Source organism: Pseudomonas sp. BIGb0381, assembly GCF_024809815.1.
Taxonomy (GTDB): Bacteria; Pseudomonadota; Gammaproteobacteria; order Pseudomonadales; family Pseudomonadaceae; genus Aquipseudomonas.
Map to the genome: position 1 here is coordinate 437558 of NZ_JANUEN010000002.1, position 24477 is coordinate 462034.

Genomic DNA, 24477 nt, shown 5'->3' on the forward strand with positions numbered 1-24477 from the left:
GCTACTGCTTCGGCACCTCCGGCAAAAACGCCGGCGGCGCCGTATGGTTGATGGCCGCATCGATCATCGCCGCAACGGAAGCCTGGCCGTAGAAAGGATTGGCGGCGCCCCCCACCGGCATGGTGGCGAGCCAGGCGTCCAGGTCTTTGGCATCAATACGTACCAGCGGCACCTCGACGAACTTCGGCACCTGCTTGCCCGCCAGTATCTGCTGGGCCACCCAGAACCCCATCTGGGAGACGCTCGGGGAGGCAGAAACAGAGACGGTCTCGTAGCCATTGGCATCGCGTTCCTGTTTCCACAGGGCAAGTTCGTCCTGACGGTTCCCCATCACAATGATCGGCAAAGGGCGTCCCGCCGCCTTGAACGCCATGGCCGCGCCATATCCGTCGCCACCCTGAGTCGCCACGGCATCAATAGTGGGCAGCGACGGCAGCGCCAGCGTCACTTCCTTGCGGGCGACAGAAGCCGTCCAGTTCCCGTATACGGTCTTGACGAATTTCAGGCCCGGATAGTCGCTGGCGGCCTTGCGAATGCCATCGCTGATGTTTTTATCCGTGGCATCGCCAGCGATGCCACGGATCTCCAGCAACGTCCCGTTCCCCTTCAGGCGCTCGGCGATGTAATCCATTTCCACACGGCCCATGGCGGACCAGTTGTAATCCACGGTATAGACACAGGGCTCGGTGACCAGGCTGGCCATGACAACCACCACGATACCGGCGTTGCAGGCATCGCGGATCACCCCGTTGAGGGCCGTGTCAGAGGCAGCGAGGACCACGATGGCATCGACGCCCTTGACGATCATGTCCTGGATATGGGCCGCCTGCTCCGAAGCCGAGTTATTGGCGCTGACGACGGGAGCCTCACGGATCAAGCCGTCTTTTTGCGCCTGGAGCGCAATTTCCTGCCAGTTGCGCACCATCACCTTGCGAAAATCGCTGCCCGCATAGGAATTACTGAAGGCAATGCTATAGCTTGCGGTAGGGCCGCTGGCGATGCCGTCGTCGGCAGCATGGGCTGGGTTGGCGGCAACTATCGCCAGCCCCGCCACGCAGCCGGCGAAGCGCCCCAAGATCGTGTAGATCGGTTTGGTGTTCATGCTGTTCTCCATCATGCTTGGCATTTACCAACAGTCATCCATCTGCACCTGCCTACAGCCTGGATCGACGGCTTGTCCTGGTTGGAGCGGTTGGCCCCCGGGTTTGGAGATTTTCGAACATGTAGGTTTGGGGCAGGCATTGAACGTTTCCCCATATGCCGCGTGCAGGTTGTTGCGTAGTGCCGTTGAAAAAGCCCGAAGCCCACCCCCCGGCTGTCTTGCCGATACAAGGCTGCTGGCCAACGTCAATGATTTCGATAAGGTCAGTGCCCTTGGCAGCCGAACATTGAAACCCGTATAGGGCTCGCATTGGCAATGAGCATAGTATCAAAGTGCCCGCTACGCCCGCGGTCTGTGAACGGATACGGCGTTCTGAGCCACGGTTATGTGTTTACTGCTGCCCTACTCAAACCCGCTTGCTGTTCTACGCTTGCTGCTTGACCCACTTATCGGAGACCCGACATGAACCCACACACCACCGCCCTTGTGCTGATCGAATACCAAAACGACTTCACCACCGAAGGCGGCGTGTTCCATGACGCCGTCAAAGACGTGATGCACACGTCCAATATGCTCGCGAACACCGCCACCACGGTTGAACAGGCGCGCATGCTCGGCGTGAAGATCATCTACCTGCCGATCCAATTCGCCGAGGGCTACCCGGAGCTGACCACCCGCGACTACGGGATTCTCAAGGGCGTTGCCGATGGCAGCGCCTTTCGCACCGGCAGTTGGGGCGCCGACATCAGCGAAGCGATTACCCGGGAAGCCGGCGACATCCTCGTGGAAGGCAAGCGCGGGCTGGACGGTTTCGCCACCACGGGCCTGGATTTGGTGCTGCGCAACAACGGCATCCAGACCCTGGTGGTGGCGGGCTTCCTGACCAACTGCTGTGTCGAAGGCACGGTTCGATCAGGTTATGAGAAGGGCTATAACGTGGTAACGCTGATCGATTGCACCGCGACCTTCACCGACGAGCAACAACAGGCTGCCGAACGCTTCACGCTGCCGATGTTTTCCAGGACGTTGCAACACACCGAGTTTCTCAACGGGCTGAACGCCCGCTAGCCATCGCCCAGGAGGCGGCTTTACAGCCGCCTTCGGATTCGCAGTCACCTGCGACACCCTGGCCGGGTTCGTTGAACTGAAACACCTCAGTTGTCAGGGTGTTCGCTCGCCACTGAATCGGCGGCGTCCACATCAGACATATCCTCTTCAAGGGGGGCATCGTCGTCCGGCGGCAGCGGGATCTTATCCTCATCACGCTTCGGGTCGTGCCCTGTCTCGTTGTCCGTGCCGCGCGTTACAGCCTGCTGTGAAATGTTGCCCGGGGCATTCTCATTGATTTCCATGCTGGCTCTCCGTTCTTGGGCTCGGGATATCCGTGCTTAAGGTTGAGAAACGCCATGCCCCCCAGAGTGCCGGGCAACAGACGAATGGACGCGCCCAGACTGGCACAAGGTGACCCTGCCGGTGTGTATTTCGATCCATTCGGCGCCGTGGGTATTTCCTGGATGGCGCGGCTGGAGGCATTGCGATGTGGGGAACTGAAATTGGATGAGTCATCCAGCAGGCTCCAGCGGGGCTGCGTAAACGGTAGCACTAACGCCAGACGGCCTGGTCCGGTACCCACCGGTAAACGTCAGCACCTGGCTCGCGCCCGGCCGGCATCAGAATCAGATGCTGAGGCCCTGCGCGCATTTCCCGGTCATCCCATTGCAACAGTTTTTCCCCCTGCCGCACTCGACACAAGGTGGTCACGAATACCGGCACCTTTGGCAAGGTAAGGGCATGTCGCGCCCGTATGACAGATGCATCGATAATATTTTCCCGGTGCTGTATGCCGTCCCAACGGCGCATCGTGCTTAACGTCCGTAAGTTGAAGTAATGGTCGCTTTGGCCAGGACGTTGGCGTTGAGCATGTAACCTACCAAGGCTCCGCTGGCCTGGTTGTCGAGCGGTAGCTTGTCGGCTTTCAAGGCCCACACGGTGAATTGATAGCGATGGGGTTTATCCTCGACAGGAGGGCAAGCGCCACCGAACCCCGGCTGGTCAGTGAGAAATCCGCAGCGTAGCCACTGAGTGTTACGGCCATGGAGAGTGCAGGCAGGATTAATCTGATGTCCATCGCGGCTCCAGCTGAGTCTGAAAGTGAAGCTCGAGTCTAGGTTGAACAAAGACGGGGGACTGTGCCGAAATGCTCGATAACAGTGCCGAAATGCTCGATTGTCCGGGCGAACGATGACTCTCGTCCTGCCTGACAGCCTTCAGATACTCAAGAGCTCGCTGACGGGCAGTCGATGGGTGGTCTTCATCTCGCGCAGGGAGAGGTTCGAGCGAATACTTGAAACCCCAGGGAGCTTCCTCAGCACTGTTTCGACAAAGCGGCTATAGCTGTCCAAGTCCCGTGCAACCACCTCAAGTAGAAAGTCCGCCTCCCCCGTTGTGTTATGGCAACTCAATACCTGCGGGGCCGCCTGAATAATCTTTTCAAACCTTGCCGTGGCTTCTTCGCTGTGATCCGTGCAGGAGATCTGGACAAAGGCCTTCAGGCCCAACCCGAGTTTCTTTCGATTGAGAATGGCTTGGTATCCCTCGATAACCCCGCATTCTTCCAGCCGTCTTTGCTTGCGCCAACAGGACGCTTCGCTGAGGGACAACTGCTCGGCCAGCTTGACATTCGACAGCTTGCCGTCCCGCTGCAAACGCTCCGATATTGCAATGTCCGCCTTATCGAGCTGCTCAATCATGAAATAACTCCTCAAATTCTGGCTTTAAAATGAAGGTTAATTTCAATTCTTGCGTTCGGTCAATTGCAACTTGAAAGGTAATTTCAAGGCGCTCATTCATAATGGCAATACCTGAATCGCCCCTCCAAGCCTAGGTAATTTGAATGAAAGCAGTCGTCTACGAAGCCTTTTCCAAGCCGCCGCGCCTTATGAACGTGGCAGACCCATCCCCGGAACGTCATGGTGTGGTGATCCAGGTGCTTGGCACCGGGGTGTGCCGCAGCGACTGGCATGGCTGGAAAGGTCACGACCCCGACATTGAACTGCCCCATGTACCGGGTCATGAACTGGCGGGCATCGTGGCCGAAGTGGGCAACGACGTCACGCGGTGGAAGGTCGGTGACCGCGTGACCGTGCCGTTCGTGGGCGGGTGTGGTGCTTGTGCGCAGTGCAACAGCGGCAATCAGCAGGTCTGCCACACGCAATTTCAGCCGGGCTTCACTCATTGGGGTTCTTTTGCCGAGTACGTCGGCATACACCAGGCCGATCTGAACCTGGTCGCGCTGCCTGAGAGCATGGACTTCGCTACCGCCGCAAGCCTGGGTTGTCGCTTCGCCACCTCGTTCCGTGCAATCGTCGACCAAGGCAACGTCAGCGCCGGTCAGTGGGTAGCGGTTCACGGCTGTGGTGGCGTAGGCCTGTCTGCGGTGATGATCGCCCAGGCCATTGGCGCAAACGTGATCGCCATCGATATTTCCCAGGAAAAACTCGACCTGGCACGCGCGCTCGGCGCTGTCGCCACCCTTAATGCCCAGTGCGTCGCAGACGTCACCGAAGCCGTGCTGGAAATCACCCAGGGCGGTGCCCACGTCTCGCTGGACGCATTGGGCCACCCAACCACCTGTTTCAACTCCATCAACAACCTGCGCCGTCGCGGCAAGCACGTCCAGGTCGGGCTGATGCTCGCTGATCACGCCACGCCGGCAATCCCCATGAGCAAGGTTATCGCCCATGAACTTGAGATCTACGGTAGCCACGGGATGCAAGCGCATCGCTATGGCGCCATGATCGAGATGATCACATCAGGCAAGCTGGCACCTGAAAAACTCGTGGGTAAAACCATCAGCCTGGCGCAGTCCATCGATGCGTTGACGAACATGGACCGCTTCGAGACGGCAGGTGTAACCGTCATAACCGAGTTTTAACGCATGACGCCACCCTGAGCCGCACTGAACAATAGTTTAGAAATCTCTGAACTATCTATTTGCACTTCCCTATTCTTTCCGCCAACCGCCCCTCCCTACTATTGGCGGCAACAAAGGAGCCTTTCCACAGAGATGCGGCCCGAAGATTGCCTTTTCTGATTGTCACTGCCGTTTTTTGTGTGTTTCGGTTAGCGCCGCAACGCCGCTGTGTCAATCATGCGAAGGCACCTTTGGAGCAGATCGATGAAGTTGGAAATATTCCGAACGTTGTGGGGCTACACCGCGAGCAAGGCACAAGCGCTGGAGGAGCTGCTTGAAGCCGGGTTCGATGGCATGGAAGCTCGCCTGCCCATGACCGCCAGCGAACGCGCCGAGTTCGCAGCCTTTCTACGCGCCAACCACGTCAGCTATATCAGTACCGTCTTCAGCGCCTACGATGTTCTGCCGCAACAATCGGCGAGCGTCGACGAACACCTTCTGGACCTCGATAAAAAACTCGCTTGGGCGGCTGAGTTGTCGCCGCGCTTCATCAACCTGCTGGCTGGCAACGACCGCTGGCCACTGGCACAGCAAGTCGACTTCTTTGGCCGCGCGATGGACGTCGCGCGCAAGCACGGCCAGGTATGCGCCTTTGAAACCCATCGTGCGCGCTCGTTGTTCAACCCCTGGGTCACCCTCGAGATGATTCGTCAACTGCCGGACCTGCGCTTCACCAGCGACATCAGTCATTGGGTCGTCACCTGCGAGCGCCTGCTCAACGATCCGGAAGACGACCTCAGCGCCTTCGTCGAACGCGTTCACCACATTCAAGCCCGGGTCGGTTATGACCAGGGGCCCCAGGTTCCCCACCCCGCCGCCCCCGAGTATGCCCAGGCGCTGGCCTTCCATCAGCAACATTGGGAGGCCATCTGGCGATCCCAGGAAAACCGCGGCTATCAGGTCAGCACGCTGACACCGGAGTTCGGTGCCGACGGCTATCTGCATCACCTGCCCTTCACCAATGTGCCGGTGGCCGACCTGTGGTCGCTGAATGTGTGGATGGCAAACACCGAGCGCGAGCATTTCCGCCGCTTCAGCGGTGCCTCAACCCGATAAGGAGCGTTCCCTCATGCCTGACAAAACGCCAAAGGCCGCCAACTTCAATCGCATTCCGCTGGTGGACATCGCCGGGCTGTACAGCGACGACATCACACAGCGCCAGGCAGTGGCCGAAGAGCTCGGTAACGCCGCCCGCGCAGTGGGTTTTCTGTACATCAAGAACCACGGCATCGAGTCGTCGCTGATCGACGGCTTGCGTCACGCGGCAAAGGACCTGTTTGCGCAATCCCTTGCGTACAAGATGCAGCACTACATCGGCACCTCCCGCAGCCACAAGGGTTTTGTGCCTGAAGGCGAAGAGGTCTATGCCAAAGGCAAACCCGATCACAAGGAAGCCTTCGATGTCGGTTTTGAAGTAGGCGAAGACGATCCGCTGGTCATGGCCGGGACCCCATTGATCGGCGCCAATGAATGGCCAGACCTGCCGGGTTTCCGTCCCGCCGTCGAAGCTTACTACGCAGCGGTGTTTGCGTTGGGTCGTCGCCTGTTCAAGGGCTTCGCGCTCGCATTGGGCCTGGAAGAGGACTATTTCGAAGCACTGGTTACCCGCCCACCGTCGAAACTGCGCCTGATTCACTACCCATTTGACCTGGCCGCCCAAGACGCACCCGGCATTGGTGCGCATACCGACTATGAGTGCTTCACCATTTTGCTTGCCGACAAGCCAGGCCTCGAGGTGATGAACGATCAGGGGCACTGGATTGATGCGCCACCCGTGGAAGGTGCCTTTGTGGTCAACATCGGCGACATGCTGGAGGTCATGACTGCGGGTACGTTCGTCGCTACGGCTCACCGAGTGCGAACCGTCAGTGAAGAGCGCTACGCCTTCCCACTCTTCTACGCATGCGACTTCCATACGCAGATCAAGCCACTGCCACAGTTTCTTGAAGGCGCTAAGGATTACGAGGAAATCACCATCGGTGAGCACATGTTCGGCCAAGCGCTGCAGACCTATCAGTACCTGCGCCGCAAAGTCGAACGAGGCGAACTCAAGCTGTACGAGAAAGCGCGCAAGCCATCGAGCTTCGGTCACTTAAAAAGCCAGGCGCAGGACGCGTCCTGATACAACCCTCAGCCTGGTCACACCGCCTGTTTAACCACCCGCCCAGCCCTACTTTACCGACGTGGAGTCATCGATGATGCGCAATCCAATCAATAATGCTGTCCGCTTGACCCTGCTGGCCGTCGCACTCCTTGGTGCAGCTGGCGCCCATGCCGCAACGACGGTGACACCCGGCATACTCAAGGTCGGCATGGAAATCACCTATCCGCCCTTCGAGTCATACGACGAACATAAAAACGTCGTCGGTTCCGACCCCGAGCTGGCGCACCTGCTCGCCAAGCACCTGGACCTCAAGGCCGACTTCGTTGACACCAAGTTTTCCAACCTGATCCTCAGCCTGAACGCCGGTCACTACGACGCGATCATCTCCGGCATGTACATCACGCCCCAGCGGCAGACGCAAGCGCAAACCATCCCGTACGCCAAGACCGGCGCAGCGATCATGGTGCTTAAAGACAGCCCGCTGAAACCGAAAGTACCGGAAGACCTCTGCGGCCTGAAAGTCGGCCTGGAAAAAGGCACCACGTGGGTGGCGCAGTTCAACACGCTCTCGACGGACTACTGCACCCCGAATAACAAGGGCGCGATTATGGTCAGCGAGTTCCCGTCCGCACCCGAAGTGACCCAGGCGCTGCTGTCCGGCAATGTGCAGGCTCAGGTCGAGATCGACGGCGCCGCCGGCATGATCGCAGAACGTACCAAGGGTCGCGTCGTGGTCAGCACCGAGCACTCGATCTACCAGCAGACGCTGGGTATTTACGTCAAGAAAGGCAACGACGCGCTCTATCAGGCACTGCTCAAGGCCTTTGAGGCGAGCAAGGCGTCCGGTGAGTACGCCGCCCTGTTGAAGAAATACAACCTCGAAGAACCGACTAACTGACTCAGTGCAGCCCTGTGGGAGCGAAGCCGCTCCCACCGTCGGCGGCTTTCGCTTGACTGCCCGGCCCAGGTGAAGCCTGCGTCGACGCCAGCAGTTGGAGGTACACATGCAATTTGAATGGCCTTACTTTTTTTCTCTGTTTTCGCTCTCGGACTTCTGGAAAGCCTGCATTACGGTGGTGGAGCTCAGCACGCTGGCCTGGTTCATCGGCATGCTGCTGGGCTTCCTGCTGGCTTCGGCCAAGCTTTCGGCCACGCGTTGGATCAGCGTGCCGGCGTCGATTTATATCTGGTTCTTTCGCAGCGTGCCGCTGCTGGTATTGGTGGTGTTCGTCTATAACCTGCCGCAGATGTTCCCGGTCACCCGGGGGATACTGTCCAACCCGTTCTATTCCGGCCTGTTGGCCCTGGTGGTCACCGAAGCGGCCTATATGGCGGAAATCCACCGTGGCGGCTTGATATCCGTGGCCAAAGGACAAAAAGAGGCCGGCCGCGCGCTGGGCATCGGCCTGCTCGGTTTACAGCGTCTGATCGTGATCCCACAGGCGTTCCGCATTTCCCTGCCGACGCTGATCAACGAATACATCACCGTGGTGAAACTGACCTCGCTGGTCTCGGTGATTTCCTTGACCGAACTGTTGACCGTGGGCCAGCGCCTTTACGCGCAAAACTTCCTGGTCATGGAAACCCTCTCGGCTGTGGCGGTGTATTACGTGCTGATCGTGACCGTGCTCGGCTGGCTGTTTCATTGGCTGGAGCACCACCTGGAACTCAACAACCGCACACCCCAAACGCTCGATGACATCAGCGTGGGGCGTCTACGCGCGTCACGGGCGACGCCCCCTTCGACAAGCGCTGGCAAAGCGCCTGGGCCTGGCTCCGCACCCGCCCTGCAACTGGTCAACATTCACAAGCGCTACGGCCAGCATGCTGTGCTCAAGGGCATCAACCTTGATGTAAATGTGGGTCAGGTGATTTCCATCATCGGCCCCTCGGGCTCGGGAAAAACCTCGCTGATTCGCACCGTCAACGCCCTGGAAAGCATCGACCAGGGCGAGATCATTCTGTTCGGCGAAAGCTATATCCACGCCGGTGACAACACCAACACGCAACAAGTACGCCGTGGGGTACAGCACATCGGCATGGTGTTCCAGAGCTTCAACCTGTTTCCTCATCGCACGATTCTCGACAACGTTACCCTCGCGCCGCGCTATCACGGCCGCGACCAACTCATCAGCGAACAGCGCGCCTACGCCCTGCTGGACAAGGTCGGACTGCTGGCTCACGCACAAAAATATCCGCATCAGTTGTCTGGGGGTCAGCAACAACGCGTGGCAATCGCCCGCGCATTGGCCATGGACCCGCACATCATGCTGTTTGATGAGCCGACGTCAGCCCTTGACCCAGAACTGGTGGGCGACGTGCTCAAGGTCATCGGCGACCTGGCAAAAGAAGGCATGACCATGCTGATCGTGACCCACGAGATGGACTTCGCCCTGTCCATTTCCGACCGGGTGATTTTCATGGAAGACGGCCTGGTTGCGCTGGATGCGGCGCCTGGGATGATTCGTGCCGATCAGTGCGGCGAGAGAATCAAGGCATTCATGCGGGTTTAAACCCGGCGTGAGTGGGGCCTGAAACTCGAAACGCAAGCGTCGCTGATCAGCGCTCACACCCACTCACTGTGCTCTCAGCTCCGTGCCTTGAGCCGGACACTGGCAAACGTCGATTCCCCCCGCGCCTGCTCCAAGGCACTCATCGGCATCGGCATCGGTACGGCGCGAATCATCGGCTTCAGAATGACGGCTCGCTCTCCTGCCGTCACCAGGCGCTCGTCACTGGGCGGCACACCAAAGTACTCGCGGTAGCATTTGGAGAAGTGCGGTGTGGACACAAACCCGCAGAGCAAGGCCAGCTCCACGATCGAAATGGGGGTTTGCTTGAGCAACTGGCGCGCGCGGATCAGCCGCAACCGCAGGTAGTAGCGCGAGGGTGAACAGTGCAGGTACTTCTGGAACATTCGCTCAAGCTGACGCCGTGACAGGGCCACATACTCCGCCAGTTCATCCAGGTTGATCGGTTCTTCCAGGTTGGCCTCCATCAGCGCGACGATTTCCTGCAGCTTCGGTTGCTGGGTGCCGAGCATGTGCTTGAGCGGCACGCGCTGATGGTCTTGCTCATTGCGCATGCGCTCGTACACGAACATGTCCGAAATCGCCGCCGACAGCTCGTGCCCATGCTCACGCCCAATCAGGTGCAACATCATATCCATGGGCGCGGTGCCGCCCGAGCTGGTCAGGCGATCGCGGTCGAGGGTAAACACGCTGGCGCTGAGGCTCACCCGTGGAAAGGCTTCCTGCATGGCCGCCAGCCATTCCCAATGCACACTGCATTCAAACCCGTCGAGCAACCCCGCCCGGGCCAATACCCAACTGCCGGTACAAATACCACCCAGACGCTTCGAATAACGTGCCTGGGTACGCAACCACTTCATCAATTCGTCGGTCACCGTGCCTTGAATGCCCGTACCGCCGCACACCAGCACGATATCGGCGCAAGGCGCACTGCCTATCGAACAGTCAGGTGTGATGGGCATGCCATCGCTCGCCCAAACGGGATTACCGTCGGTGCTGGCCGTCTGCCAAGAGTAGAGTTCCTGGCCTGCTAGCTGGTTGGCCATGCGCAGCGGCTCTACGGCAGACGCCAGTGAGATCAGGGTGAACTGGTCCAGCAACACAAACACCAGGCGGGTCACCGGCCGAGCGTTCATGGCTGCGAGGCGACCGGCATCGGCTTGCGCTCAGGTTCGGGTTGGCGTGCAGTCAGGACGCCGACCAAGGAAATCAGCAAGGCCAGGATGATCGTCGAAGACACCTCGAAGCGATGCTCGGGGGTCAACAGCATCACCGCCAATGCGCAACAGATGAAGACAATGACCACCCAGGTCAGCCAGGGAAACAGCCACATCTTGAACGTCAGCGTGACATTGCGGCGCTGCAGGACCTTGCGCATGCGCAGCTGCGAAACGGCGATCACCAGGTACACCAGCAAGGCGATGGCCCCCGAACTGGCCAGCAGAAACTGGAACAGCCCGGCCGGCATGAAGTAACTGAGCAAGGTCACACCGGCACCTAGGACCGTGCTGGCGATCACGGCGGCCCTTGGCACACTCGCCGCCGAGGTCTTTTTCATCAGCGCTGGCGCGTCCCCGCGCTTGCCCAGGGAATACAGCATGCGCGAAGCAATGTAGATGGACGAGTTCATGCAACTGGCCACGGCGATCAACACCACCACGTCCACCAGTAACTTGGCGTGGGGAATGTTCATCAGTTCCAGGGCACGTTGATAAGAGCCTACCGACGCCAACAGCGGGTCATTCCACGGCACCACGGAAATCACCACAAAGATCGACAACACGTAAAACACGCCGATACGCCACATCACCGAACGCGTGGCCCGGGCGATATTCTGCGCCGGGTTGCTGGACTCGGCTGCCGCAATGGTGACGGCTTCCGTGCCAATAAAGCTGAACATGATGGTAATGAAAGCCCCGACCACCGCAGACAGGCCGTTAGGTGCGAAACCACCGTGTTCTTCCATCAAGCGACTCAAGCCGCTGGCCTCCCGCTCGGGAATCCAGCCCATCAACACTGCGCCTCCCAGGCCGATAAAGCCGATGATCGCCACGACCTTGGCCATGGCAAACCAGAACTCGAATTCGCCGTACTTGGAGACGCTGAACAAATTGGTGACCACCAACAAAAAGATCGACAACAAGGCAAACAGCCAAGCGTCGATCTGGGGGAACCACTGGTTGAGGATATGCCCGGCGGCCAAGGCTTCGATGGGAATCACCAGCACCCAGAACCACCAGTACAACCAGCCGATCGTAAACCCGGCCCAGCGGCCGATGGCCTGGTCGGCGTAGGTCGAGAATGAGCCGGTGTCCGGATTGGCCACCGCCATCTCCCCCAGCATGCGCATGACCAGCACGACCAACAGGCCGGAAAACAGATACGCCAGCATCACCGCCGGCCCCGCCGCCGCAATGGCGTGCCCGGACCCGACAAACAACCCCGCGCCGATAATGCCTGCGATGGAGAGCATGGTGACATGGCGCGGCTTGAAGCCCTGCGCCAACTGGCCGTTTGAATCCTTGGAACTCAGGCTATTCATCGTTGTTTTTATTCTCTGTGATCGACGTTAAGACGTACTGACTGGAGGGTCAGGCGATCATCGTTTCTTAATGACGAGTCACAGTACGCGGCATCCCTGCCGCGAAAACAGCCTGATAACGGCACTCAGTCGCCTGATATCGACATCGAGACAGGCTGCTTAGTCGCATTGCAGAGCCTCGCTAACCACAGCACACCTGGGACTACTGCCACCCTCCCCCCATCACCTTATACAAACTCACCCGATTACTCTGCTCTGCCAGGCGCAGGGTGATCAGGTCCTGCTGGGCGCTGTACAGCGAGCGCTGGGAGTCCAGGGCTTCGAGGTAGCTTTGCGAGCCGGCGCGGTAGAGCGCGTCGGACAGGTCGTAGCTCTTCTGGCTCGCCTCGGTCAGCGCTTGCTGGGCGGTGAGGCGCTGGTCCAGGGTGCTGCGCACGGCCAGGGCATCGGCGACTTCCTTGAACGCGGTTTGCAGGGTTTGCTGGTAGGTCTGCACCTGGATCTCTTTCTCGACTTTGGCGGCATCCAGGGTCGCGCGGTTACTGCCGGCATCGAAGATCGGCACGCTGATGCTCGGGGTAAAGGTCCAGGCGCCGCTGCCGGCCTTGAACAGGCTGGACAGTGACGAACTGGCGGAGCCCGCATTCGCGGTGAGGCTGATGCTGGGGAAAAACGCCGCACGGGCCGCGCCAATGTCAATATTCGCGGACTTGAGGCTGTATTCCGCCGCGAGTACATCGGGGCGTCGCTGCAACAGGCTCGACGGCAGTTCGGCCGGCACCTGCACCAACGCCGCCGCCGATTGCAGGTGGGCGTCGGGCAGCAAGGCGTCTGGGATGTCGCTGCCAACCAGCAGGCGCAAGGCGTTGCGGTCCTGGAGAATCTGGCTCTGATACTCGGCCACATCGACCCGCGCCGACTCGACGGTGGTCTGCGCCTGGGCCACGGCCAACGCCGTCGAACCACCCAGGGCGTGGCTGCGCTGGGTCAATTCGTAGGTGGATTGCTGGCTGGCCAGGGTCTCCTCGGCCAGGTGCAGGTGCTCGTTGTCGGCGGCCAGGGTCAGCCAGGCGGTGGCCACTTCGGCCACCAGGCTGATTTGCGTACTGCGCCGGGTTTCGGTCAGCGCCAGGTAGTCTTCCAGCGCTTCGTCCTGCAGGTTCTGCACGCGGCCGAACACGTCGACTTCATAGCTGCTCAGCCCCAGTTGCGCACTGTAGTCGTGGCTGGTGACGGCCGTGCCGCTGCTGGACAGCGAACCCGGCGTGCGGCTATGGGTACCGCTGACACTGGCGTCGATGGTCGGGAACGCCGCGGCGCGCTGGATGCGGTATTGCGCCTGGGCCTTCTCGATATTCAGGCTGGCCAGGCGCAGGTCGCGGTTATTGGCCAGGGCCAGGGTTTGCAGGTTTGCCAAGCGGCGGTCGGTAAAGAACTGCTGCCACTGGATGTCGGCCGGCACCTCACCCTGCACACCCGCTTGCCATTCGCCAGGCACCGGAGCCTCGGGCTGCTGATAGTGAGGCGCCAGGTTGATGCAGCCACTCAGGACCAATGCGGCCACTAATGGGCAGAGAAAGCGAATCATGCGTCACCTTTTTCGACAATGGGCGTCGTGCTGACACGGCCAAATCGGCGGCGGATCAACACAAAAAACAGCGGTACAAAGAAGATCCCCAGCACCGTGGCGCTGAACATGCCGCCCAGCACGCCGGTACCGATGGCCCGACGCCCAGCGGAACCTGCGCCACTGCTCACGGCCAGGGGCAGCACGCCGAACATGAAGGCCAGGGAGGTCATCAGGATCGGCCGCAAGCGCTGGCGCACGGCGATCAGCGTCGCCTCGCGCAGGCTGTTGCCCTGCTCTTGCAGGTGCTTGGCAAACTCAACGATCAGGATCGCGTTCTTCGCCGCCAGCCCTACGGTACTCAGCAGGCCGACCTGGAAGTACACGTCATTGCTCAACCCGGTCAATCGCGTGGCCAACACCGCGCCGACGATGCCCAGCGGCACTACCAGAATCACAGAGAATGGCACCGACCAACTCTCGTACAGTGCGGCCAGGCACAGGAACACAAACAGGATGGACACCGCATACAGCAAAGGCGCCTGGGACCCGGACAGACGCAACTGGTAGGACTGGCCGGTCCATTCGTAACCGATGCCATCGGGCAGTTGCCGGGCAATCGCTTCCACCGCGTCCATCGCAGCGCCGGAGCTCACGCCGGGCGCCGGGTCGCCGACCACTTCCAGGGAGGATGTGCCGTTGTAGCGCTCCAGCAAAGGCGAGCCATAGCTCCAGGCACTGCTGGCAAATGACGAAAACGGCACCATTTCATCGTTGCTGTTGCGCACGAACCAGTGATCCAGATCCGCCGCTTGCATGCGGGTGCTGGCCTCGCCCTGCACGTAAACCTTCTTCACGCGGCCCTGGTTGAGGAAGTCGTTCACATACGTACCACCCAACGCCGTGGACAAGGTGCTGTTGATGTCGCTGGTGCTCAGGCTCAAGGCCCCCGCCTTGCGGTCATCGATGCTGATTTTGAGTTGCGGTGCGTCGTCCAGGCCATTGCTGCGCACGCCCAGCAGGCGCGGGTCTTGCCTGGCCAGCGCGATAAACTGCTCGCGCGCCGCCACCAGCGCATCGTGGCCAAGACCGGCGAGGTCCTTGAGCTGCAAATCAAACCCTGAACTCTGGCCCAGGCCTCGTACGGCGGGCGGTTGCATCACGAACACATCGGCATCGCCAATGCTTGCCAGGGCCAACGTGGCGCGTTGGGCAATCGTGGCGGCATCGTCTGAGCGCTCACTCCAGTCTTTCAAGCGAATAAACGCACGCGCGGTGTTCTGGCTGTTGCCGCCCATACCCAAGCCGCTGATGCTGATCATCGCCTCGACTTCCGGCTGCTTGAGCATGTACTGCTCGAACTGGTGCAACACCGCCTGGGTACGGCTGTCGGTGGCCCCCACTGGCAGCTGGATTTGCGCCATGAGAATGCCCTGATCCTCATCCGGCAGAAACGAGGTGGGCAAGCTGGCGTAGCCCGCAGCCATGGCTGCGGCGATCAGCGCGTACACCACCAGGCTGGGCCGTGAGCGCTGCAGGACAGCGCCGACCAACGCTTCATACGCGCTGGAGCAACGCTCAAAAGAACGGTTGAACCAGCCGAAAAAACCCCGTTGAACTGCGTGCCCCGGCTTGAGCAACGTGGCGCATAGTGCCGGCGTGAGGGTCATCGCGACCACCACCGAAAGCACCATGGCCGAGACGATGGTCACCGAAAACTGCCGATAGATAATCCCGGTGGAACCCCCAAAAAACGCCATGGGAATAAACACCGCACTCAACACCAGGGCGACGCCGACCAGTGCACTGGTGATTTCATCCATCGATTGCCGCGTGGCCGCCAGGGCCGACAAGCCCTGCTCGGCCATCACCCGTTCGACGTTTTCCACCACCACGATCGCATCGTCGACCAGCAACCCAATGGCCAGGACCATGGCAAACATGGTCAGGGTATTGATCGAGTACCCGAACAACGCCAACACACCCAACGTGCCCAGCAGGACCACCGGCACAGTGATCGCCGGGATCAGCGTGGCCCGCAGGTTTTGCAGGAACAGGAACATGATCAGCACCACCAGCACGATGGCCTCGCCCAGGGACTTGACCACTTCCTCAATGGACAGGCTCACAAAGGGCGTGGTGTCGTAGGCGATCACGTTCTTCAATTGCATTTCAGTGGGGTAAAACGGCGCCAGCTCCTTGAGCTTGGCCTTGACTGCCTCGCCCACGTCCAGCGCATTGGCGCCCGCCGCCAGTTGCACGCCCATGGCGGCGGCCGGCTTGCCATTGAGGGCCGAGTTGATGTCATAGCTCTCGCTGCCCAACTCTACGGTCGCCACGTCGCCGAGCAGCACTACCGCGCCGTCGCTGCTGGATTTGACCACCACATTGCGGAACGCTTCGGCCGTTTGCAGTTTGCTGCGCGCGCTGATGGTGGCATTGAGTTGCTGGCCCTTCACCGCCGGCAATGCGCCGAGCTGGCCGGCTGACACTTCGGTGTTTTGCGCCTCCAGCGCGGCGCTCACATCCGACGGCATCAGCGCGTATTTTTCCAGCAGCGCCGGGTTCAGCCAGATGCGCATGGCGTAGCCCGAACCGAGGGTCTGTACGTCCCCCACCCCATCGATACGGCTGATGGAATCGAGCAAGGTGCTGGAGATGTAGTCACCGATCTGGGTGCCGGTGACACTGGGATTATCCGAGGCCAGGGCGGCAATCATCAAAAAGTCCGAGCCGCCCTTGGTCACGGTCAGGCCTTCGCTCTGCACCGATTGCGGCAAGCGCGACTCGGCCTGTTGCAGCTTGTTCTGCACCTGCATCTGCGCCACATCCGGGTCGGTGCCGGCGCCAAAGGTCAGGCTGATACTGGCACTGCCCGCCGAACTGCTGGAGGCCGACATGTAGGTCAGGTTGTCCAGGCCTTTCATTTGCTGCTCGATGACCTGGGTCACCGAGTCCTCGACGGTCTTGGCCGAAGCGCCGGTGTAGGTGGCGGAAATACGCACGGTGGGCGGCGCGATGTCCGGGTACTGTTCCAGCGGCAACTGGCTGATGGATAACGCGCCGCCGAGCATGATCACAATGGCGATGACCCAGGCGAAAATCGGTCGATCAATAAAGAAACGTGCCATGTTCAACCCTCCTGCGCCAGGGCGCCGGCATCTGCGGCCTGGGTCTGGACCACGGCGCCGATGCGGACTTTTTGCCCACCCTCGACGATCACCTGGTCACCGGCCTTCAAACCGGCGGTGACCCACCACTGGTTGCCCACGGCGCGGTCAACGGTGAGCACGCGTTGCTCGACCTTGCCGTCAACCACCAGCAACACCGAGGTCACGCCGCTGGCGCTGCGGCTCACGGCTTTTTGCGGGACCAGGATCGCCTGGTCATCGCGGGCCTGCTCTAACACGCCGCGCACGTACATGCCGGGCATCAGCAAATGCTCCGGGTTGTCGAACACTGCACGCAAGGTCACGGTGCCGGTGCCCTGGTTGACGCTCACCCCGCTGAACTTGAGACGGCCGTCGTGGTTGTAGGCGCTGCCGTCATCCAGCTTGAGGCTGATGCGGGCCTCGCCGTCTCCATTGGCCTGCAATACGCCACGGGCCAGGTCGCGCTTGAGGGCGAGCAACTCAGTGGTGGACTGGGTCACATCCACATAGATCGGGTCGAGTTGCTGCACGGTGGTCAGCGCGGTGTCTTGGTTGGCCACCACCAATGCACCGGGGGTGACCGTGGAGGTCTCAATGCGCCCGGCCACCGGCGAGCTGATGCGGGTGTAGGCCAGGTTGATGCGAGCGGTGTCGAGGTCGGCCTGGGCCACTTGAACATCAGCGGCGGCGGTCAGCAGGGTGGCCTGTGAGTCCTCGTTGGTTTGCTGGCTGATGGCGTCGATCTTCACCAACTGGGCATTACGCGCGGCGGTGGCCTGAGCCGACTTCAAGGTGGCGCGCGCCTTGGCCAGGCTCGCCTGCGCCTCAGCCAGCGCCGCCTTGTACGGTGCCGCATCCAGTTGGTACAGCGCCTGCCCGGCTTTCACCTCGGCGCCTTCGACAAACAGGCGCTGTTGCACGATACCGCCGACCTGCGGGCGAATCTCGGCGACCATAAAGGCCTGGGTACGCCCGGCCAGTTCAGTGGTCCGCACCTGGCTCTTGGGTTGCACGGTGATCACCGAGACTTTGGGGGTGGCGACGTCGGGCGCGGGGTCGCCAGCCGAGCAGCCGCCGAGCAGCACCAGAATGATGAAGGACATGAGAACCGCGGCGGTTACCAGGTATTTGGCGAAAAATTTAGTCGACATAGTTGCCTCTGCAAGACGGGGTGGTGCAAGCCTCACCCTCATGCTGAAAGGCAAATGTGCAGGAAAATTGAAGATTGCCGGCCTGGGTTGAATCTTTCGTCCGTGGGGGCCTAAATGGACGCGTCCCTTTGGTTACGGCCCCCATTCATGAAGTTGAGTATCTCCACCAAGTTGTTTGTCGCTGTGCTGGCCGGTGTGTTGCTGGTCATCCTGAGCATGGGCCTGGCCACCAGTTGGAGTTTTGGTCGCGGGTTCCTGGGCTTTATCAATGAGCAGGCAATGGAGCGCATGGCCCAGGTGGTGCCGCGCCTGGCCACGGCTTACCAACGTGAGGGCAACTGGGACTTTCTGCGCAATCGGCCGGATCGCTGGTTTGACGTCATGCGGCCTGACCCGGATGCCGCGCGTGCATCGGATGATTTCCGCCCGCCGCTGGCCTCGGACTTGACCGGTGCACTGTTTCGCATCGCCCTCCTCGATAAAGACAAGAAACGCGTCACCGGCTACCCGGCCATTGGCGAGGATGCGCTGATACAGCCCGTGGTGGTGAACAGCGAAACCGTCGGCTGGCTGGCCGTCACGCCGTTCCAGAGCGTGACCGAAGCCGGTGGCGAACGCTTCCAGCAGTACCAACTGCGCACCAGCCTGGTGATGGGCGTGTTCTCGTTGCTGCTGGCGATGCTGATAGCCTGGTGGATCGCCCGCACGCTGCTGGAGCCGGTCAAGCGCGTGGCCGCCGCCACCCACCGTCTGGCCAGCGGCGATTACGGCAGCCGCGTGGCCGTGGCCTCCGACGACGAAGTCGGCCAATTGTCCCGCGACTTCAACCAATTGGCCTACACCCTGGAGCGCAACGAAAAAATGCGCCGGGAGTTCATGGCTGATGTCTCCCACGAACTGCGCACGCCGCTGTCGGTGCTGCGCGGCGAACTGGAGGCGATCGAGGACGGTGTGCGCAGCCTTGACCAAAGCTCAATGAAGTCGCTGCAAGGCGAAGTCAGCATGCTCAGCAAGCTGGTGGATGACCTGTATGAACTGTCGCTGGCGGACGTGGGCGCCCTGACCTACCGCAAGGCCCCATGTCGGCTGAACGATTTGCTCGAAAACAGCCTGGCGATGTACCGGGAGCGCTTCACCGCCCGCCAGTTGCAGATCGACCTGGAGCTGCCGCGCCAGCCCGTGGAGCTGCTGGCGGATGCCAGTCGCTTGCAGCAATTGTTTTCCAACCTGCTGGAAAATGCCGTGCGCTACACCGACGTCAACGGCACGTTGCGCATCAGTGTCGGTGTCGACCGCGACACGGTGCGTATCGACTTTCTCGACTCCGGGCCGGGCGTGTCCGCCAGCCAGTTGCCACGCTTGTTCGAGCGGTTCTACCGCGGCGAGTCATCGCGCAACCGCGAGCATGGCGGCGCGGGCCTGGGCCTGGCAATCTGCCGTAGCATCGCCAACGCCCACGATGGCAGCCTGGTTGCCGACCACTCGCCCTACGGCGGCCTGTGGCTGATCCTGCGCCTGCCCCGGAGCCTGTGAACCATGAACGATGAACAGCCGATCCTGATCGTCGAAGACGAACCCAAGCTCGCGGCCCTGATGCGGGACTACCTCGAGGCGGCCGGCTACACCACCCTGTGCCTGGACAATGGCCTGCACGTGGTGCCCGCCGTGCGCGCCCACGAACCCAAATTGGTCCTGCTCGACTTGATGCTGCCCGGCCGTGACGGCATGCAGCTGTGCCAGGACCTGCGTGGTTTCAGCGCGGTGCCGATCATCATGATCACCGCCCGCGTCGAAGAAGTGGACCGCCTGCTTGGCCTGGAACTCGGCGCCGACGATTACATCTGCAAGCCCTTCAGCCCCCGTGAAGTGGTGGCCCGGGTCAAGGCCATCCTGCGCCGCAGCCCGCAGTTGCTGGACACCAGCGCGCCACGCCTGCTGATCGACGAGGCCCGCTACCAGGCCTCGCTGGACGGCATCACGCTGGACCTCACGCCTCTGGAGTTGCGCCTGCTCAACACCTTTGCCCGCGCCGCCGGCCGCGTATTTTCCCGCGACCAATTACTGGATCACATCTACTCCGACCACCGCGTGGTGACCGACCGCACGGTGGACAGCCATATCCGCAATCTGCGGCGCAAGCTGGAACAGGTGTGCCCGGGGGAAACGCCGATTGAGTCGTTGTATGGGGTGGGATATCGGTTTCAGTTGGCTGAAAAGCAGCCACATGCCTGAAAACACCCCCTCCCACATTGGATTCTTCGGTATTTGGAGGATTGGGGTTACATCGGCGTGCTGCCGATAACCCGCAGCGCCAACCCCTCGTACGCATCCAGAGTAATGGTGAACTCACCCTCTGCAGTCAGGTCCCCTTCTACCCGTTCGTTGATGATGTCCACCACCATCCCCGCCGCGATGTCCGGCAGGTGCAGGGTTTCGGTGATCGGCGTGGCGCCGAAGTTCAGCGCGGTGATTTGCGTGCCTTTGTTGGCCGGCAGTTCGTGGACCATGATCAACAGCCCAGGGTTCTGTACGTCTGGCACCAGTATCTGGCGGCTGGCGGCGATGTCGTAGGCACGGCGCACGGCGAGGATTTTTTGCAGTTGCGAGGCAAACGATTCCGGGTCCTGCAACTGACTGTTGAGGCTGCCGTAGAGGCTTTTCGAGCGCGGCATCTGGCCGGCCGACAATTCTGCGTCCGGGTTCAGGTCCACCAGGTCGTAGGCGCCGCGATGAATCCAGCGGGTGTCGCCATCCTGCATCAAGTGCGCGACTTCCCCGGCGGCCAACGGCAGCGCGCCTACCAGGTCCCAGCCGGACAAGGCGAACACCCCCGGCTGCATGGCGTTGTACATCACCAGCAGCAAGTGGATCTGGCGAATCTGTTGAATGTCCGCAGCACTGATCGCCTCCAGGTCGCGAATGCCCAGCGCCGCCGTGATGATGCTGGCGGTGGTGCAGGACACCCCATTGGTGACGAACTTAAGGTTATACGGCGCGTGCTCGCCGGCCAGGCGCTCGTACATCTGCTCGCGGATATGCTCACGCAGGATATTGCCCGGGAACGTCTGGCCCTGGTAAAGGAAGGTGTCGTGGGCATGCAGCGTCCAGAAGTGCACCAGCTCCAGGGTCAGCTCATCGTGGTTCTGCAACGCATGGATCAGCGAGCCGGGGTCGATGCCCTGGCGATGCATTTCGCGCAGCATCAGGCGCAGGAATTCGGCGTCGCCCATCAACAGCGCGTGCTGGTACGCCGGGCGGGTGATGAAGTCATAGGACAGGTCGGCACCGCCATGGGACATCGACGCAATGTCATCCACCGTGAGGTTCAACTCCTGGAAGCTGAAACCGCCCGCCTTGCGAATCGCCCCGCCCAGCAACTGGTTGCCGGTAATCGACAGCGGATGGCTCTCGGACCAGGCCGTGCCATCGAGGGTGCGTTCCACGCCGAGGAAACCATTGGCGTCCAGGCGCAGGATTTTCGCGCCCATCACGTCAATGGCGTGCAAGGCGTCGCCGATGATCATCTGCTGCGCGGCGAAGGTCGGGTCGAGCCAGTTCAGCGAGGGCTGGCCTTCCTTGAAGTAGTGCAGGTACACCCAGCGACGCGGCTTGCCATCCACGCCGATGACCACGGGCGTGGTGCTCCAGTCCGTTTCCTTGACGCCGGGCTCGAAGAAAATCACCCGCTGCAACTGGCCGACAATATAGTGCTTGTCGCGCAGGGCATCGACTTGCAGCGGGCTGAGGTTCTGCGCGTCGCGGCCCTCGGCTACATCGGGCAGCAACGGCCAGTCTTCCTCGCGGATCTCCACCATGTGGTAAAGGCCGGGGTAATCCTCGTAGGCCATCTCCGCCAGGCGAAAGTCCGCGCCCTTGCCGGTGTGGGACGGAATCACGTCGTCGATGATCACCGCGTTGTGCGCCGCCGCCATGCGCGTCAACGCCTGCAACTGCGCCTCGGTGCCCAACTGCGGGTCGATCTCGAAGCTGATGCGGTCGAAATTGCCGTCAATGGTTGGCGTGTGCTGGTTGCCGGTGAGGCCACCGGATTTTTTCAGCGGGCCGTTATGAATGCCCTGGATGCCGATTTTCGACAGCGCGTGCCACAGCGTCTCGTCCCCCAGCGCCTCCAGCACCGTACCGCCCTCGCGCGTCACAATCGACGCCGGGTAGGCGGTAAACCACACCGACGACAAAGCCGAAGCATCACGCGGCCGGGTCTGCGCATACGGCTGTTGCCACAACCGGCCCTGGCCCGAATAGAGCTTGGCGCGCTGGCGTGCTGCGTGCAGCATCGATTGTTCCACCAGCCAGTTCACATGGTTGTTTTCAGCCGCGGTCATAAGCTTGGTACCTGTCGTCGTTAAACATTACTCGTGAACATATGAGGGTTCGGCGGGCCATTCGTTGCATTGCAATGTGGCTTGCCTGAACGGGGGCTCGGGCGTTCAGCAGGTTTCCCGATACTGCCTCGGCGTAAACCCCGTCGACGCCTTGAACTGCCGCGTAAATGCGCTGTGGTCGGTATAGCCGCACTGCAGCGCGACTTCGGTAATCGGCATGTCGCTGTGCAACAACCGATGGGCGTGTTCCAAGCGTACTTTCTGGATCATCTGCCGGGGTGTCAGGTGGAACACGCGTTTGCAGTAGCGCTCCAGTTGCGCCACGGAAATCCCGGCGATGCGCGTCAGTTCGGCGAGGGTGACGCGGCGGTTGAAGTGCGTGCGGATGTGCTCGTCCACGGCGGCCAGGCGTTGGTAGGCCGGGTGGGTTTGGCTGGCCGATTGCAGGTCGACCGAGATGCCGGCCAGGCCGATGATGCGGCCTTCGTGGTTGTACAGCGGCCATTTGTGGGTGAGGCACCAGCCGGGTTCGCGGCTGCCGTAGAGGTGCAGTTCGAGTTGGTCCTCCAACACAAAGCCCTGCTCCAGCACGCGCCGATCCTGCTCGGTGTAGCCCGGCCCCAATTGTGCAGGAAAGACGTCGGCGCTGGTCTTGCCCAGCAACGGTTGCAACTGCTTGAGGCCGCAGCGCTGCACCAGGGTGCGGTTGGCGAGGACGTAACGGGCGTCCAGGTCCTTGATGAAGATGGCGGCATTGGGGATCACATCCAGCATCGGCAGCAGCTGCGCCACACCGGCCAATAGCTGCTCGATGCTGTGGGGAGGGCTTGCCCCGTGCCCTTGGCAAAGGCTCGCAAACGCGCTTTGAAGCATGAGTGTCACTCCCCGTTTTCACCTCGATGGCAAGCAGATTGCCCCATGCCCGGGGTGCTGTCGAGCAGGGCGGACTGTGCTGAATTCGTCATCGATGCCAGCAAAAAACATCAATCGCCGCCGTGCTTGCGCGTTCACGATAGGGCCACTGCATGCCTATCCATACACTCACAAGAAGGCCCCCCACAGCCTTCATAGAGGGAGCGCGTTATGAAGCGACTGCATGTGATCGACTCCCACACCGGCGGCGAACCGACGCGTCTGGTGATGACCGGCTTCCCCGCGCTCAAGGGCGCGAGCATTGCCGACCAGCTGGAAAACCTGCGCACCGAGCACGACCCGTGGCGCCGCGCCTGCCTGCTGGAACCCCGTGGCAATGACGTCCTGGTCGGCGCGCTCTACTGCGCGCCCGTCACCCCAGGCGCCACCTGCGGGGTGATCTTCTTCAACAACGCCGGTTACCTGGGCATGTGCGGCCACGGCACCATCGGCCTGGTGGCGTCTTTGCACCACTTGGGGCGCATCCAGCCGGGCGTGCACACCCTCGACACCCCGGTGGGGCCGGTGGCCGCGACCTTGCACGACGACGGCGCCGTGACCCTGCGCAACGTGCCTGCCTATCGCTATCGCCAGCAGGTGACGGTGGATGTACCGGGCCACGGTGCAGTCCAGGGCGATATTGCCTGGGGCGGCAACTGGTTCTTCCTGGTGTCCGAGCACGGCATGGCGCTGGAGATGGACAACGTCGACGCCCTCACCGACTACACCTGGGCGATGCTCAAGGCCCTCGAGGCCCAGGGCATCCACGGCGCAGAAGGCGCCCTGATCGACCATATCGAACTGTTCGCCGACGATGCCCACGCCGACAGCCGCAACTTCGTCATGTGCCCCGGCAAAGCCTACGACCGCTCACCCTGCGGCACCGGCACCAGCGCCAAGCTGGCGTGCCTGGCCGCCGATGGAAAACTCGGCCCCGGCGAAACCTGGGTACAGGCCAGCATCACCGGCAGCCGCTTCGAAGGCCGTTATGAATGGGACGGCCAATGTGTCATCCCCTTCATCACCGGCCGCGCCTACATGACCGCCGACAGCACCTTGCTGATCGACGAGCAGGACCCGTTTGCCTGGGGCATCTGAGC

At 61.3% G+C, this 24477-nt stretch carries 20 protein-coding genes and 1 pseudogene; 9 read left to right on the forward strand and 12 right to left on the reverse strand.

Features of this window, described 5'->3' with window-relative positions; all coding sequences use genetic code 11:
- Window position 1 precedes the first annotated feature (1 nt).
- Window positions 2–1102 carry an ABC transporter substrate-binding protein gene (locus M2397_RS08355; RefSeq protein ID WP_145337777.1) on the reverse strand — a complete coding sequence of 367 codons (1101 nt, stop codon included), beginning with the start codon at window positions 1100–1102 and terminating at the stop codon, window positions 2–4.
- Window positions 1103–1564: 462 nt separating this feature from the next.
- On the opposite strand from M2397_RS08355, the gene M2397_RS08360 reads away from it, so the two are divergent.
- Window positions 1565–2170: a cysteine hydrolase gene (locus M2397_RS08360; protein ID WP_259242630.1), complete on the forward strand. Its 606-nt coding sequence runs from the start codon at window positions 1565–1567 to the stop codon at window positions 2168–2170.
- Between the two features lie 86 nt (window positions 2171–2256).
- On the opposite strand, the gene M2397_RS08365 is transcribed toward M2397_RS08360, so the two are convergent.
- The 4 genes and pseudogenes from M2397_RS08365 to M2397_RS08380 form a co-directional block, all read right to left on the reverse strand.
- Window positions 2257–2454 (reverse strand): hypothetical protein, encoded by a 198-nt coding sequence (locus tag M2397_RS08365; protein ID WP_027606646.1) that lies wholly within the window; start codon window positions 2452–2454, stop codon window positions 2257–2259.
- A gap of 295 nt (window positions 2455–2749) precedes the next feature.
- Window positions 2750–2962, reverse strand: a pseudogene (locus M2397_RS08370) (AraC family transcriptional regulator); the annotation flags it as partial.
- A gap of 5 nt (window positions 2963–2967) precedes the next feature.
- Entirely contained in the window at window positions 2968–3279 is a 312-nt protein-coding gene (locus tag M2397_RS30475; RefSeq protein ID WP_405046412.1) for a hypothetical protein, read from the reverse strand.
- Between the two features lie 90 nt (window positions 3280–3369).
- Complete coding sequence (locus tag M2397_RS08380; RefSeq protein WP_131696185.1) at window positions 3370–3852, reverse strand: Lrp/AsnC family transcriptional regulator; 483 nt, start codon at window positions 3850–3852, stop codon at window positions 3370–3372.
- Window positions 3853–3995: 143 nt separating this feature from the next.
- Between M2397_RS08380 and M2397_RS08385 the strand changes: the two genes are divergently transcribed.
- The 5 genes from M2397_RS08385 to M2397_RS08405 all read left to right on the forward strand — a co-directional run bounded on the left by M2397_RS08385 (window position 3996) and on the right by M2397_RS08405 (window position 9692).
- A complete protein-coding gene (locus M2397_RS08385) occupies window positions 3996–5036 on the forward strand; it encodes a zinc-dependent alcohol dehydrogenase family protein (RefSeq protein ID WP_145337776.1) in 1041 nt (346 codons plus the stop codon).
- A 243-nt stretch (window positions 5037–5279) separates the two neighbouring features.
- Window positions 5280–6131: a sugar phosphate isomerase/epimerase gene (locus M2397_RS08390; protein ID WP_259242631.1), complete on the forward strand. Its 852-nt coding sequence runs from the start codon at window positions 5280–5282 to the stop codon at window positions 6129–6131.
- A gap of 13 nt (window positions 6132–6144) precedes the next feature.
- The gene (locus tag M2397_RS08395; RefSeq protein ID WP_145337775.1) at window positions 6145–7197 is read left to right on the forward strand and encodes an isopenicillin N synthase family oxygenase; all 1053 of its coding nucleotides are present in this window, start codon (window positions 6145–6147) and stop codon (window positions 7195–7197) included.
- Window positions 7198–7273: 76 nt separating this feature from the next.
- On the forward strand, window positions 7274–8077 hold the full coding sequence (locus tag M2397_RS08400) for an ABC transporter substrate-binding protein (RefSeq protein WP_131696639.1): 804 nt from the start codon (window positions 7274–7276) through the stop codon (window positions 8075–8077).
- 106 nt (window positions 8078–8183) lie between these two features.
- On the forward strand, window positions 8184–9692 hold the full coding sequence (locus tag M2397_RS08405; RefSeq protein ID WP_184742359.1) for an amino acid ABC transporter permease/ATP-binding protein: 1509 nt from the start codon (window positions 8184–8186) through the stop codon (window positions 9690–9692).
- A 74-nt stretch (window positions 9693–9766) separates the two neighbouring features.
- Here the strand turns inward: M2397_RS08405 and M2397_RS08410 are convergent, their stop codons facing one another.
- The 5 genes from M2397_RS08410 to M2397_RS08430 all read right to left on the reverse strand — a co-directional run bounded on the left by M2397_RS08410 (window position 9767) and on the right by M2397_RS08430 (window position 18122).
- A complete protein-coding gene (locus M2397_RS08410) occupies window positions 9767–10846 on the reverse strand; it encodes a GlxA family transcriptional regulator (RefSeq protein ID WP_131696180.1) in 1080 nt (359 codons plus the stop codon).
- Window positions 10843–12252, reverse strand: coding sequence for a GABA permease (gene gabP, locus M2397_RS08415; protein WP_131696179.1), 1410 nt, complete (start codon window positions 12250–12252; stop codon window positions 10843–10845). The genes M2397_RS08410 and gabP overlap by 4 nt, the downstream gene beginning before the upstream one ends.
- A 202-nt stretch (window positions 12253–12454) precedes the next feature.
- Window positions 12455–13840 carry an efflux transporter outer membrane subunit gene (locus tag M2397_RS08420; RefSeq protein WP_259242632.1) on the reverse strand — a complete coding sequence of 462 codons (1386 nt, stop codon included), beginning with the start codon at window positions 13838–13840 and terminating at the stop codon, window positions 12455–12457.
- Complete coding sequence (locus M2397_RS08425) at window positions 13837–16950, reverse strand: efflux RND transporter permease subunit (protein ID WP_259242633.1); 3114 nt, start codon at window positions 16948–16950, stop codon at window positions 13837–13839. Before M2397_RS08425 ends, M2397_RS08420 begins: the two co-directional genes overlap by 4 nt.
- Window positions 16951–16952: 2 nt before the next feature.
- Window positions 16953–18122, reverse strand: a complete 1170-nt coding sequence (locus M2397_RS08430) for an efflux RND transporter periplasmic adaptor subunit (RefSeq protein ID WP_259242634.1) — start codon at window positions 18120–18122, stop codon at window positions 16953–16955.
- Between the two features lie 147 nt (window positions 18123–18269).
- On the opposite strand from M2397_RS08430, the gene baeS reads away from it, so the two are divergent.
- Both baeS and M2397_RS08440 read left to right on the forward strand, forming a co-directional pair.
- On the forward strand, window positions 18270–19655 hold the full coding sequence (baeS, locus tag M2397_RS08435; protein WP_131696175.1) for a sensor histidine kinase efflux regulator BaeS: 1386 nt from the start codon (window positions 18270–18272) through the stop codon (window positions 19653–19655).
- Between the two features lie 3 nt (window positions 19656–19658).
- Window positions 19659–20354 carry a response regulator gene (locus tag M2397_RS08440; RefSeq protein ID WP_131696174.1) on the forward strand — a complete coding sequence of 232 codons (696 nt, stop codon included), beginning with the start codon at window positions 19659–19661 and terminating at the stop codon, window positions 20352–20354.
- A 47-nt stretch (window positions 20355–20401) separates the two neighbouring features.
- On the opposite strand, the gene treS is transcribed toward M2397_RS08440, so the two are convergent.
- Both treS and M2397_RS08450 read right to left on the reverse strand, forming a co-directional pair.
- On the reverse strand, window positions 20402–22465 hold the full coding sequence (gene treS, locus M2397_RS08445) for a maltose alpha-D-glucosyltransferase (RefSeq protein WP_259242635.1): 2064 nt from the start codon (window positions 22463–22465) through the stop codon (window positions 20402–20404).
- Window positions 22466–22570: 105 nt separating this feature from the next.
- Window positions 22571–23338, reverse strand: coding sequence for an AraC family transcriptional regulator (locus M2397_RS08450; protein WP_259242636.1), 768 nt, complete (start codon window positions 23336–23338; stop codon window positions 22571–22573).
- Between the two features lie 210 nt (window positions 23339–23548).
- On the opposite strand from M2397_RS08450, the gene M2397_RS08455 reads away from it, so the two are divergent.
- Entirely contained in the window at window positions 23549–24475 is a 927-nt protein-coding gene (locus M2397_RS08455) for a 4-hydroxyproline epimerase (RefSeq protein ID WP_259242637.1), read from the forward strand.
- The last annotated feature ends 2 nt before the right edge of the window (window positions 24476–24477 follow it).

Excerpts from the sequence above, each read along its gene's own strand:
- M2397_RS08440 (WP_131696174.1), top strand. The coding sequence starts at position 19,659 with ATGAACGATGAACAGCCGATCCTGATCGTCGAAGACGAACCCAAGCTC.
- gabP (WP_131696179.1), bottom strand. The coding sequence starts at position 12,252 with ATGAATAGCCTGAGTTCCAAGGATTCAAACGGCCAGTTGGCGCAGGGC.
- treS (WP_259242635.1), bottom strand. The coding sequence starts at position 22,465 with ATGACCGCGGCTGAAAACAACCATGTGAACTGGCTGGTGGAACAATCG.
- M2397_RS08405 (WP_184742359.1), top strand. The coding sequence starts at position 8,184 with ATGCAATTTGAATGGCCTTACTTTTTTTCTCTGTTTTCGCTCTCGGAC.
- M2397_RS08365 (WP_027606646.1), bottom strand. The coding sequence starts at position 2,454 with ATGGAAATCAATGAGAATGCCCCGGGCAACATTTCACAGCAGGCTGTA.
- M2397_RS08455 (WP_259242637.1), top strand. The coding sequence starts at position 23,549 with ATGAAGCGACTGCATGTGATCGACTCCCACACCGGCGGCGAACCGACG.
- M2397_RS08400 (WP_131696639.1), top strand. The coding sequence starts at position 7,274 with ATGCGCAATCCAATCAATAATGCTGTCCGCTTGACCCTGCTGGCCGTC.
- M2397_RS08390 (WP_259242631.1), top strand. The coding sequence starts at position 5,280 with ATGAAGTTGGAAATATTCCGAACGTTGTGGGGCTACACCGCGAGCAAG.
- M2397_RS08395 (WP_145337775.1), top strand. The coding sequence starts at position 6,145 with ATGCCTGACAAAACGCCAAAGGCCGCCAACTTCAATCGCATTCCGCTG.
- M2397_RS08430 (WP_259242634.1), bottom strand. The coding sequence starts at position 18,122 with ATGTCGACTAAATTTTTCGCCAAATACCTGGTAACCGCCGCGGTTCTC.
- M2397_RS08450 (WP_259242636.1), bottom strand. The coding sequence starts at position 23,338 with ATGCTTCAAAGCGCGTTTGCGAGCCTTTGCCAAGGGCACGGGGCAAGC.
- M2397_RS08410 (WP_131696180.1), bottom strand. The coding sequence starts at position 10,846 with ATGAACGCTCGGCCGGTGACCCGCCTGGTGTTTGTGTTGCTGGACCAG.
- M2397_RS08425 (WP_259242633.1), bottom strand. The coding sequence starts at position 16,950 with ATGGCACGTTTCTTTATTGATCGACCGATTTTCGCCTGGGTCATCGCC.
- M2397_RS08360 (WP_259242630.1), top strand. The coding sequence starts at position 1,565 with ATGAACCCACACACCACCGCCCTTGTGCTGATCGAATACCAAAACGAC.
- M2397_RS08355 (WP_145337777.1), bottom strand. The coding sequence starts at position 1,102 with ATGAACACCAAACCGATCTACACGATCTTGGGGCGCTTCGCCGGCTGC.
- M2397_RS08385 (WP_145337776.1), top strand. The coding sequence starts at position 3,996 with ATGAAAGCAGTCGTCTACGAAGCCTTTTCCAAGCCGCCGCGCCTTATG.
- M2397_RS08380 (WP_131696185.1), bottom strand. The coding sequence starts at position 3,852 with ATGATTGAGCAGCTCGATAAGGCGGACATTGCAATATCGGAGCGTTTG.
- baeS (WP_131696175.1), top strand. The coding sequence starts at position 18,270 with ATGAAGTTGAGTATCTCCACCAAGTTGTTTGTCGCTGTGCTGGCCGGT.
- M2397_RS08420 (WP_259242632.1), bottom strand. The coding sequence starts at position 13,840 with ATGATTCGCTTTCTCTGCCCATTAGTGGCCGCATTGGTCCTGAGTGGC.